Raw genomic sequence first — 11632 nt, forward strand, 5'->3', positions numbered from 1 at the left:
TGAAAGAATGAAAAAAATCTTTTTAATGGGACGAAGTGAGGCTGGCAAGACTTCTCTGACACAGGCATTGAAGGGAGAAGAGCTGCACTACCACAAGACTCAGTATACAAATACAAAAGAAGATACGATAGATTCTCCGGGTGAATACGCGGAGTCCAAGCATTTCAGCGTGGGACTTGCGTGCTTTTCTTTTGAGGCCGATGTCATTGCGATCGTGCAGGCGGCGAACGAGCCGTTTAACCTGTTCAGCGATGGCAGCAGGAACTTTCTTCTGAGACCATTGATCGGGATCATCACGAAGGTGGATTCTCCTCATGCCAATCTTCCGATGGTGCGTCAGTGGATGGAAAACATGGGCTGCGAGCGTATCTTTGAGGTTAATAACGTAACACGTGAGGGAATTGACGAGCTGATGGAATATCTGAAGGATGATCTTCCGAAGCTGACACTGGAGCAGGCGAAGTTTAAGCAGAGCCTTGGGCTGAACGAATGGCAGCCATTGCCGGAAGGTGTGGAATATCCGGAAGATATTCGATAAGACATGACAGAAAGACATACAGAGATGTGTGTCTTTTTTTGTCAGAAAGTCAGGCAGAGGCGGGAAAGGAGAAACAGATATTATGAATACTACTATTGGATTTGCAACGATCGGAACGAGTAAAATTACACGGAAATTTTTAAGTGCAGCAAAAGAATGTGCAGGATTTAAGCTTGCAGCGGTATATTCCCGTGATATTAAAAAAGCAGAACAATTTGCCGAGGAGCAGGGAGCAGAGCGGTTTTATGATAGTCTGGACATGCTTGCGGCAGCTAAGGATGTGGAGGCGGTTTATGTTGCCAGCCCCAATTATATGCATTATAAACATGTGATGAAACTTCTGAAAGCAGGTAAGCATGTGTTTTGCGAGAAAGCAATTGCATCTAATTATGCGGAAGCAGAAGAAATGTTCCGTACAGCGCAGGAAAGACATCTGGTGCTTCTGGAAGCTGTTCGTCCGGTCTTTGATCCGGGAATGCAGGCAATAAAAAATAATCTGTATAAGCTGGGCACAATTCGAAAAGCGAATATTTCTTACTGCCAGTATTCCAGCCGCTATGACAGCTTCAAAGAAGGACAGGAGCACAATATATTCAGCAGAGAATGTTCCGCCGGGGCATTGATGGATATTGGTGTTTATTGTGTGCACACATTGCTGTACCTTTTGGGAATGCCGGAGAAAATCAGCGGTTTTGCTGTTATGCTTCGAAGTGGCGTGGACGGGGCAGGAGATATCCTCGCGAAGTATCAGGACAAGATTGCAGAAGTATCGTATTCAAAGATTACAGATTCAGGCCTGCCAAATGAAATCCAGGGTGAGAACGGAATGCTTCTTTTTCAGGGGACGAATGACTGTCCGGAAAATGTCAGGATTGTTTACCGGGACGGAACCGGGGAAGTTCTTTATCACAGAGAACCATTGAATGACATGAAATATGAGCTGGAATATTTTATAAAAATGATCCGAAGGGAAGAAAATGCCGAAAGTCATACAGAACGTTCACTGAATGCCATGAAACTTATGGATGAACTGAGACGGCAGTGTGGTATTACGTTTCCGGCGGATGAGAGATAATGGAATATATGCGAAATCAGAAAAGATCTTGTGGTGATTAAACCATGAGATCTTTTTTATGTAATAGGAAATTACTCCGTAATGTTCCTGTTACATAAAATCGCTCCGCGAGGATATGTGAAAGAAATGAAAACTTTTCAGAAATAAAACATAAAATATGGTAATAAATATCAAAAATAAATAATAAAAAGATGCAAAACATAGAAAAAATATACGTATAGCATAAAAATATTGACCGTATTTATGAAAAATGATATGTTTTATATGAAAAATGAAACGAAAAATGAAAGAAAAAATGAAATCATAAAGGGGGAGATAAGATGGTGAAAGTCGGAATTATAGGCTGTGGAAAGATTGCACAGGTTCGTCATATTCCGGAATATCTGGATAATCCGAATGCAAAACTGACTGGCCTTTATGATCTGAATCTGCAGCGTGCAAAAGACCTTGCTGAAAAATATAATTGCAAGTCTTATGAAAGTGTTGAGGAAATGCTGGCAGATCCGGAAATTGATGCAGTCAGTGTATGTGTGGCAAATCATGTACATGCCGAGATTACGATTGCTGCATTAAAAGCAGGAAAACATGTACTTTGTGAAAAACCGATGGCAACAAAATTAAAAGACTGTCAGATGATGGTGGATACAGCAGAGCAGATGGGTAAGAAACTCATGATCGGACAGAATCAGAGATTTGCCAAAGCTCATGCAGAAGCAAGAAAACTCATCGAACATGGAGATATCGGTAAGGTTCTTACTTTCAAAACAACATTCGGACATGGCGGCCCGGAAACCTGGAGCGTAGATGCTGGCCCACAGAACTGGTTCTTCGATAAAAAGAGAGCTGCTATGGGAGCTATGGCAGACCTTGGTGTACATAAGACAGACCTTATCCAGTACCTGCTTGATGATACAGTAGAAGAAACAACTGCGAAAGTGACGACACTGGATAAGAAAGACAGTAATGGAAATCTGATCGGTGTAGATGACAATGCAATCTGTATTTACAGAATGAAGAGCGGAATCATCGGAACGATGACCGCCAGCTGGACTTATTATGGTGAGGAAGATAATTCCACGATTATCTATGGAACAGAGGGAATGCTCAAGATTTATCATAATCCGAAATATTGCATCGAACTGATTCGTAAAGACGGTGGAAAAGTTTTCTACGATATCGACCAGATTCAGACAAATGATAATCAGACAAAATCAGGAATCATTGATGCGTTTGTAGAGTCTGTAGAAAATGATATAGAACCTGCTGTTTCAGGAAAGAGTGTCCTGAGTGCAATGAAAGCTATTTTCGGCAGTCTGAAATCAAGCGAGCTTGGAAGAACTGTTCGCGTGGATGAGGAGGAATTAGAGTGAAGATAGGATTAGTCAGTGCAATACTGGAAGATTACGATTTCAAAAAGATGATCGATACGGTTTCTGAGATCGGTTACGAATGTGTGGAAGTTGCATGCTGGCCGAAAGCAAAAGCAGAGCGCAGATACGCGGGTGTCAGCCACATTGATGTAGCAAATCTGGGAGACAAAGAAGCAGAAGAAATCCTTTCTTATTGCAAAGAAAAGAATGTGGAGATTTCCGCGCTGGCATTTTATCCGAACACCATGGACGGAAATCTGAAAAAAAGAGCTGCCAACATCGAACACTTATATAAAGTGATCGATGCAAGCAAAAAACTCGGAATTAACCTTGTTACAACTTTTATCGGAAGAGACCAGACAAAAACAGTAGAAGAAAATCTGGAGCTGGTAAAAGAAATCTGGATTCCGATCGTACGTTATGCAGAAGAAAAGAAAGTGCGCATTGCGATTGAAAACTGTCCGATGCTTTTTGACGGAGATCAGTGGCCGGGTGGACAGAACCTGATGACAACACCGGTGATCTGGAGAAAAGTTTTTGAGATTCTGGACAGTGATTACATCGGAATCAATTATGATCCGTCTCATTTTGTATGGCAGATGATTGATTATATCCAGCCGCTTTATGAGTTTAAGGACAAAATTTTCCACGTGCATTACAAAGATATCAAGCTTTTCAAAGACAAACTGAAAGAGTGCGGTACGATGGCATATCCGCTTCAGTATATGAAACCGAAACTTCCGGGACTGGGAGATGTAGACTGGGGCAAATACGTGTCCGCATTAACAGACATTGGATTTGAAGGATATACATGCATAGAAATCGAAGACAAATCTTTTGAAGGATCCGAAGAAAGAGTGCTGGACAGCCTGAAGCTTTCGCTCAGATACATGAGACAGTTTGTGATCTGAAAAATAATTGAAACATTAAATAATGAAATAATGCGGAGAAGCCGCTTATTAAAAACAAAAACATTCCAAAAGGAGGAAATGAATTATGAAGAAAACAGTAGTTTGCATGCTGATCGCTGCTATGACAATGGGTAGTATGGTTACTCCTGTATTTGCAGACGGAGATGGAGATGCTACACACATTTATGTGCTGACAGCTCCGGAAGATCATGGCTGGACCGGCTCCGTAGCAACATTTGCAAAAGAAAAAATTGAAGAAGTAAATGATGATGGCACATACAGTGCAGAACTGATCACATCTGCAGATGCAGCAGAGCAGATCGTTAACATCGAAGATATCATCGCAGCAGGTGAAGACAACATTGCAGTTGTAATTCAGCCAATCGATGACACTGTTCAGTCTGCAATCCAGCAGCTGGTTGATGCAGAAATCCCATACGTAGCATTTGACCGTATCATCGATGGTGTGGCTGACAGCGCAGTATCCAATGTAAAAGGTGACAATGAAGGTATCGGAGCAGCATGTGCAGCTTACTATACAGAGCAGGGTATGAAACCTGGTGATGCAGTTTATGTATATGAAGGAGATACTTCTTCTGTAACAACTCTCCGTGATGAAGGATTCACAAAGTATCTTACCGGAGAACTGGAATACGATGGAAAAACAATTGCAGACGATGCAAAATGGTCTGAAGACGATCTGAAATCTATCACATATTCAGGTGCTATGAACTGGAGCCGTTCTGATACAAAGACAGCCTATGAATCTCTGCTCGGAGATGCATCCAACGCAGATATCAAATGGTTCTATGCAGAAGACGATGAACTTGCAATGGGTATCCTTGAAGCTCTTCAGGGCGGCGGAATCGACGATGCAACAAAAGAAAAATTCCTCGGAAATACACCTTATCTGACAGGCTGTGGCGGACTGGATGAGCTTTATGCAGTACTTCGTGGTGAATCCTTCACAGATATCGCAGATCAGTTTGGTGGTATTGTATCTGTAACTTACAGCCCTGCAATGATCCAGACAGCAATCCAGGATATGGTTGATTATCTGGATGGAAAAGATGTAGAACAGGATCACGTAATTGCCTGCGAAATCGTAAATAAGGACAACGTAAAAGATTATCCTTCTTTCTAAATCGAGCATTTTTTGTGATATAATTCTTTTTAATAAGACAGAAATGGCGAAGGGAACTGAAAAGTTCCCTTCTGTCAGATAATTAAGTGAATGTGTATCAGAGCAGTGTATCAAAAAGTCCGACAGACCGGGCGGGGAGGCGAGAATTATGAGTTTATTGCAGATGAGGAATATCTGTAAGTCCTTCAGTGGGATTCCTGTACTGAAAAACGTACAGCTTACAGTAGAACAAGGAGAAGTGCATGCACTTCTCGGTGAGAATGGTGCGGGAAAATCAACACTTATGAATGTTTTGACAGGTGTATTTCCGCGAGATAAAGGCGAAATCGAATTTGATGGAACCGAATTAAAAAATATTACGATCAGGCAGTCCGAAAATATGGGAATTGCTTTTGTACATCAGGAATTAAATTTGTTTAATGATCTGAAAGTTTATGAAAATATATTCCTTCAGAAAGAATACACAACAAAACTGGGCCGCCTGAATAAGAAAAAGATGATTCAGGAGGCAGAGAGACTGTTTCATGAACTGGGAGTGGATATTGATCCGACACAGCAGGTTTCCAAACTGAAAACGAGCCAGAAACAGTTGCTTGAAATATCAAAAGCGCTGTTTTTTAAAGCAAAACTTCTGATTCTGGATGAGCCGACAACATCCTTAAACAATGGTGAGGTGGCACATCTGTTTGAAATCGTAAACAATTTAAAGAAAAAGGGAACTTCCTTTATCTTTATTTCACATAAAATGCCGGAGATTTTCCGTCTGTCAGACCGATATACCGTATTCCGAAACGGAGAATTTATAGGTTCTGGAAATATCAAAGATACTACACCGGAAGACGTTACACGTATGATGGTTGGGGAGAAATACTCGGATCAGGATGTATACGAAAAACGACCACTCGGCGATACGATCCTGGAACTGAAGAATTTCAGCGGAGAAGGTTTTCGCAATATAAATCTGACGGTAAAAAAAGGCAGCATCGTCGGACTGACCGGACTTCAGGGTGCCGGAAGCAGTGAACTGATGCAGTGTATGTTTGGTGTGACGAGAGCCTACAGCGGCGAAATGCGTGCAATGGGTAAAGTCATGCGGGATCATTCCATCCATACAGCAATGAAAGACCAGATTGCTATGCTGGCATCCAACAGAAAAGAAAATTCTGTAATTCCGGATATGAGTATTCTGGAGAACATGTATCTGTCAGAACATACGCTTTCTGCATGGAAACCGGCTATCTCCAAAAAGAAAGAGATTAAAAATTACAAAAAATATAAAGAAATGCTGAATATCAAGGCAAATTCCTGCGAAGACCTGATCACTTCCTTAAGTGGTGGAAATCAGCAGAAAGTTTTTCTTGCACGCTGGCTGAATACAGATGCGGAAATCCTTCTTCTGGATAATCCGACACAGGGAATAGATGTAGGCGCAAAAGCGGAAATCTACAAACTGATCCTGGAACTTGCAAAGCAGGGCAAAACGATTCTGATCAATACTTTGGAAATACCGGAGATCCAGAAGGTTGCCGATTACTGTGCAGTATTTTATAACGGAGAGATTATCAAGATTCTGGAACATCAGGAAATCGACGAGATGACAGTTATGATGTATTCAACAAATGCAGCACAGGCAGAGGAGGGAAAATAAAATGAGTAAAAAGAATACAACAGTTCCTGGACGTGTGGCAGGATTTTTGGGAGAAAACAGTTATATCATTGTTTTTGTAGCGATTTTTATTGTATATGCACTGACAACAAACGGACTGACCTGGAGCGGTATGATGAATGTATTTCGCCATTCCGCAGTAATCGGTATCATTGGTCTTGGTATGGGACTTATCTGTATCACAGGTGAAATCGACCTTTCTGTAGGATCTATGCTGGCTCTGGATGGTGGATTTTCCGTTATCATTTTTAACATGACAAACAGCATTGTGCTTACATTCTTATTTGCAGTTCTGTTTGGCGCATTCTGCGGACTGATCAATGGTGTGATGGTCGGATGGATCCAGATGCCTGCATTTATCGTAACTCTGGCAACAATGCTGATCTATCGTTCTTTTGCGCAGTATTTCTGCCAGCATGTGGATAAAGCCCTGATCGGCGGCGGGAGTTCTGTGTATAAGATGGCAAACAGCCAGTCTTCTTATCAGACGCTTTATAATTTTGGTAATGGAAAAGTATCTACGATCCCGATCGTTGGTCTGATCCTTATTATCATGACACTTGTTTTTGTATATATCACAACAAGCACGAAATACGGTAAAAAAGTTTATGCAGTAGGAAGCAATATGAAAGGTGCGCAGATGGCAGGAATCAATACAGCGGCTGTAAAAATTTCTGTATTTGTGATTGCAGGTGCGCTTGTTGGCATCGGTGCTTTCTTATGGATTGCCATGAATGCTTCTGCTGACCCGGCAACCACAGGAAACAGCTATGAAATGTATGCGATCGCAGCAGCAGTACTTGGCGGAATCAGCATGTCAGGTGGTAAAGGAAAATGCCTCGGAATCCTGTTTGGTGCAATGTCCTATACGATCATTGACAAGATTATTGTGTCCCTTAAAATGGATTCTCTTATCAATAATGCAATCAAGGGAATTATCCTTCTGATCGTCATCATGGTACAGATCGTGGGACCTCAGATCAAACAGAAATTTAAGAAAGCAGAATGAAATCTCTGTTAAACAGGCGAAAAATACTTTATACTTAATAATAGAAATAATTTAGAAAACCTGAAAAAGAGAGAAAATATGAAGAAGATAACTGTTTCATTAATTGCGGAAAAAGCGCAGGTATCACCGGCAACGGTATCGAGAGTCCTGAATCACAGAGAACTGGTAAAAGAGCCGACGATACGACGGGTAGAGGAAGCGATGCGTTCTCTGGGCTGTCAGATAGAAAATACAGTCACAGTTTCGAAGGAGACACAGCCGTTGATCGTTCTGAACATTCCGGGAATCGAGAATGTATTTTATCAGGAGATCATCCGGGGCGCGAGAGTATCTGCAAAGGCACATGGATGCCATCTGCTGATCCATGAATCACATCTGAATAAAGGCAATCTGCTGGATTTCTGCAATCTTCTGCGGAGAGTGGATGCAGCAGGCGTGATTCTTCTGAATCGTGTTTCGGAAGAGGGCCTGAATCAGATACGGGTGATCGCTCCGCTGGTACAGTGCTGTGAATATAATGAACATGCGGATTACCCGTATGTCAGTATTGATGACACCAGAGCTGCAGAACTTGCAACGGAATATCTTCTGTCAAATGGAGGAAGTAAGATCGCGCTGATCAACGGACCGGGAAACTTCAAATATGCAAGAAGACGTCAGGAAGGATTTATGAATGCACTTCGTAATGCGGAGGTCATGATCCCGAAGCAGTGGATCGTGCAGCTGCCGGAAGTAAGTTACGAGATGGCTTATGCAGCGGTGTGCAGACTTCTGAATTCTGACAGCAGACCGAATGCATTTTTTACCATATCCGATGTTTTTGCAGCGGCAGTGATCCGTGCGGCGAAGCGTTTTCATCTTCATGTACCGCGGGATATTCTGGTGGTTGGATTTGATAATATTGAGTTATCCTCTATGACGTCACCTTCGATCACAACTGTGAATCAGCCGAAATTTCAGATGGGTTATACAGCATGTGAAATGCTTCTGGAACTGATCGAGGATCCACAGGAGGAGATGAAATCTCTTTTGCTTGATACAGAACTGGTGATCAGAGAATCAACATAATAAGAGAATTTATTAACAGAATATATGAATTTGCAGAAAAACACCGGAGCAGGTTAAAATCTGTTCCGGTGTTTTCTTGAATATGTGTGCATTCTTAAGATATCATATCTGATCCTCAGATGCAGTAGCACATATTATAGAAATATTACACATTTTCTATTTTATAAGAATCACATTCCGTCTTTCAGGACCTCATAATCCCTGAGCACTTTTTCAATCACAGTTCCTTTGATAAAGTGAAGCAGGGGCTTTTTGATAAGACCGACTCCCGGAAAATCAATTTCCAGAGGTGATTTGCCGTCCATCAGCTTCACGCTGCTGCTTAAAAGCTCGCGGATGTCATAAACGCTTCCCCATACCTCCGGTACACCGCGGTCAACACCGAGAAGTCCATAAACGGCTTCCATAGCAGTTCTGACAGAGTATTCTGTGGTGAAGACAGTGTCACGTGGTGTATCTGCAAACTGACCGAGGAATGCGAAGTTTACACATCCATCCGGGATAACGTCCGGGCGGTCGCCTTTTGTTCTTGGCATGAAGAATGCAGTGATATAAGGCATCATGGTCGGAACGCATACGGCACTGTTTTCTGCAAGATCTTCAATCTGGTCTTCCGGCACACCGAGGTGGTAAAGCCATTCTTCGGTAATTTCTTTTCCGGTGCAGTCTTTCATCGGTTTCTTGATATAATCACCAGGTACATCTGTAAATAAACCATAAACCCATACGCAGACTTTATCTTTGTCCTGATCTTTGAACTGTCCCTGACGGTTGATCGTCCAGCTTAAAAGCCATTTGGAATCCTGACAGCTTACGATACCGCCGGTAACAACTTTGCCGGTGCGTGGATCACGTTTGCAGATATCCGTGATATAAGGAATGATTTTGTCATCCAGTGTGGTGATGGTTGCAGATTCCCAGTTGGTCTTGCTGATATCGGAGCAGAATTTTTCCGGATGTCCGAAAGATGGATCCTGTGCTGCGATATTTTTCCAGAGGGACCAGCAGCCGCTTGTACGGACTTCTGCATCACCGTTTGGCGCATGGTTCTGATCACCGTAGATCGTACCTTCTGTACAGCTTCCGTTTGTGACAAATACGAGGTCGTTTTCAGTAAGGACGATGCCTTTTTCGACTCCGTTTACTTTGCATTCGATCGCAGATGCAATTTTTTTGCCTTCTTTGAATTCGAAGATAACGTTGGTGACTTCGGTATTGAACTGAAAATCCACGCCTGCAGTTTCCAGATATTTCTGCATCGGAAGAATCAGGGATTCGTACTGATTGTATTTGGTGAATTTCAGGGCACTGAAATCCGGAAGTCCTGCAATGTGATGGATGAAACGCTGGAAATATAGCTTCATTTCTAACGCACTGTGCCAGTTTTCGAATGCGAACATGGTTCTCCAGTACAGCCAGAAGGTGGAATTAAATACTTCATCGTCGAAAACATCTTCGATGGTCTTATCATAGAGGTCTTCATCTTTTGTCATGAAGAGTTTCATGATCTCCATGCAGCCTTTCTGGCTTAAATTGAATTTACCGTCTGTGTGGGCATCTTTGCCACGGTTTACAGTTGCACGGCAGAGAGAATAATTCGGGTCATGCTTATTCAGCCAGTAATATTCATCCAGTACGGAAACATCCGGCGTTTCGATTGAAGGGATGCTGCGGAACAGATCCCAGAGGCATTCAAAATGGTTTTCCATTTCACGGCCGCCTCTCATGACGTAACCGCGTGTAGGATCAAAGATTCCGTCACAGGCACCGCCGGCAATGTCCATGGCTTCCAGAATGTGGATATGGGAACCGGGCATCTGTGCATCGCGGACGAGGAAGCAGGCAGCAGCGAGAGAAGCAAGTCCGCTTCCTACGATGTATGCATGTTTGTCGTCAACGCCTTCCGGCTTTTCCGGACGGGCGAAAGCCTCGTAGTTTCCGTTTGTATAATAGATACCTTTACTGTTTTTTTCGTATTTTCCGCGTTCTGTGTTGCGGTAGTCGGAGTTTACAGAATTTTTTGATGAAGCTGATTTGTTTGGGGCCTTTGAAGTGACTGGATTACATTTGGAATTTTTGGCGAGGACGGCAGCAACACCTGCTCCGGCTACAAGGGCAACACCAAGTTTTAGACTTTTTTTGGACATATAAAAAACCACCTTTCATTTATTTATGATGATCTGTTGTTCTGTTGTTCTGTTTCTGTCTCCTATAGTATTGCCATTTGCTGTTCAATTCAATTGACAAAAAATGCCGGATGAGCAAAATCTTATCATTTGGATACATTTGTAAAGTTTTTGATAGAATTTGTAATATTTCCCTGGATGGTGGTGCACATATTGTTGCAGATGGAAGTGTAATCATCTTTCATGCCCTGGTGAATCCAGTCGAGCATGATCCCGACAAAACTGTATTTATAAAAATCAGCGATAAAATTTTTCTGTGCATCGGAAAGCATGGTTTCTTTTGACTGCTCCAGTACAACACCCATAATGAGATCATGTGTGAGATGGAAAAGATAGTTTTCAATCTGTTCACGGCTTACAGCATGATAAGCATTTATAATGAAGGCTTTGTTTTCGTAGACTGCTTCAAAAATCTGCAAAAGCCCTTCCTGCCATGTTTCGTATGTTTTTTTACCCTGCAGGGCTTTAGTGGATTCTTCCAGACATGCCCACTCTACGAGATCATAGATGTCCCTGAAATGATAATAAAAGGCCATACGGCTGATTCCGCAGTCGGCGGTCAGGTCGTTGATCGTGATTTTGTTTAAAGGTTTCTGGAGCATAAGTTTTTTCAGAGACTCCATAAGAGCTTTTTTGGTAATGTTGGACATGGCATATTCTCCATT

General features: G+C 42.3%; 10 protein-coding genes. 8 read left to right on the forward strand and 2 right to left on the reverse strand.

Translation table 11 applies throughout. The features are described from left to right. Window positions 1–7: 7 nt before the first annotated feature. The 8 genes from DWW86_RS06725 to DWW86_RS06760 all read left to right on the forward strand — a co-directional run bounded on the left by DWW86_RS06725 (window position 8) and on the right by DWW86_RS06760 (window position 8781). Window positions 8–538, forward strand: a complete 531-nt coding sequence (locus tag DWW86_RS06725; protein ID WP_117942703.1) for a EutP/PduV family microcompartment system protein — start codon at window positions 8–10, stop codon at window positions 536–538. Window positions 539–620: 82 nt separating this feature from the next. Next, window positions 621–1613, forward strand: a complete 993-nt coding sequence (locus DWW86_RS06730; RefSeq protein ID WP_117942645.1) for a Gfo/Idh/MocA family protein — start codon at window positions 621–623, stop codon at window positions 1611–1613. Between the two features lie 320 nt (window positions 1614–1933). After that, window positions 1934–2983 carry a Gfo/Idh/MocA family protein gene (locus DWW86_RS06735; RefSeq protein ID WP_117942646.1) on the forward strand — a complete coding sequence of 350 codons (1050 nt, stop codon included), beginning with the start codon at window positions 1934–1936 and terminating at the stop codon, window positions 2981–2983. Then, window positions 2980–3894 carry a sugar phosphate isomerase/epimerase family protein gene (locus DWW86_RS06740; protein WP_072521869.1) on the forward strand — a complete coding sequence of 305 codons (915 nt, stop codon included), beginning with the start codon at window positions 2980–2982 and terminating at the stop codon, window positions 3892–3894. Before DWW86_RS06735 ends, DWW86_RS06740 begins: the two co-directional genes overlap by 4 nt. A gap of 85 nt (window positions 3895–3979) precedes the next feature. Next, window positions 3980–5038, forward strand: coding sequence for a substrate-binding domain-containing protein (locus tag DWW86_RS06745; RefSeq protein ID WP_072521868.1), 1059 nt, complete (start codon window positions 3980–3982; stop codon window positions 5036–5038). A 148-nt stretch (window positions 5039–5186) separates the two neighbouring features. Continuing rightward, a complete protein-coding gene (locus DWW86_RS06750) occupies window positions 5187–6686 on the forward strand; it encodes a sugar ABC transporter ATP-binding protein (protein ID WP_117942647.1) in 1500 nt (499 codons plus the stop codon). A 1-nt stretch (window position 6687) separates the two neighbouring features. Then, the gene (locus DWW86_RS06755; RefSeq protein WP_072521866.1) at window positions 6688–7713 is read left to right on the forward strand and encodes an ABC transporter permease; all 1026 of its coding nucleotides are present in this window, start codon (window positions 6688–6690) and stop codon (window positions 7711–7713) included. Window positions 7714–7791: 78 nt separating this feature from the next. Further along, entirely contained in the window at window positions 7792–8781 is a 990-nt protein-coding gene (locus DWW86_RS06760) for a LacI family DNA-binding transcriptional regulator (protein ID WP_072521865.1), read from the forward strand. A gap of 170 nt (window positions 8782–8951) precedes the next feature. On the opposite strand, the gene DWW86_RS06765 is transcribed toward DWW86_RS06760, so the two are convergent. Together DWW86_RS06765 and DWW86_RS06770 are read right to left on the reverse strand one after the other, a co-directional pair. Beyond that, on the reverse strand, window positions 8952–10736 hold the full coding sequence (locus DWW86_RS06765) for an oleate hydratase (protein ID WP_502696637.1): 1785 nt from the start codon (window positions 10734–10736) through the stop codon (window positions 8952–8954). Window positions 10737–11053: 317 nt separating this feature from the next. Beyond that, a complete protein-coding gene (locus tag DWW86_RS06770; RefSeq protein ID WP_117942649.1) occupies window positions 11054–11617 on the reverse strand; it encodes a TetR/AcrR family transcriptional regulator in 564 nt (187 codons plus the stop codon). Between the last annotated feature and the right edge of the window lie 15 nt (window positions 11618–11632).

The sequence above is a fragment of the Ruminococcus sp. AF17-22AC genome (assembly GCF_003460065.1).
Lineage (GTDB): Bacteria > Bacillota > Clostridia > Lachnospirales > Lachnospiraceae > Blautia_A.

What these genes read in the sequence shown, in the direction of transcription:
- DWW86_RS06725 (WP_117942703.1), top strand. Translation starts at nt 8, where the DNA reads ATGAAAAAAATCTTTTTAATGGGACGAAGTGAGGCTGGCAAGACTTCT.
- DWW86_RS06730 (WP_117942645.1), top strand. Translation starts at nt 621, where the DNA reads ATGAATACTACTATTGGATTTGCAACGATCGGAACGAGTAAAATTACA.
- DWW86_RS06735 (WP_117942646.1), top strand. Translation starts at nt 1,934, where the DNA reads ATGGTGAAAGTCGGAATTATAGGCTGTGGAAAGATTGCACAGGTTCGT.
- DWW86_RS06745 (WP_072521868.1), top strand. Translation starts at nt 3,980, where the DNA reads ATGAAGAAAACAGTAGTTTGCATGCTGATCGCTGCTATGACAATGGGT.
- DWW86_RS06750 (WP_117942647.1), top strand. Translation starts at nt 5,187, where the DNA reads ATGAGTTTATTGCAGATGAGGAATATCTGTAAGTCCTTCAGTGGGATT.
- DWW86_RS06755 (WP_072521866.1), top strand. Translation starts at nt 6,688, where the DNA reads ATGAGTAAAAAGAATACAACAGTTCCTGGACGTGTGGCAGGATTTTTG.
- DWW86_RS06760 (WP_072521865.1), top strand. Translation starts at nt 7,792, where the DNA reads ATGAAGAAGATAACTGTTTCATTAATTGCGGAAAAAGCGCAGGTATCA.
- DWW86_RS06770 (WP_117942649.1), bottom strand. Translation starts at nt 11,617, where the DNA reads ATGTCCAACATTACCAAAAAAGCTCTTATGGAGTCTCTGAAAAAACTT.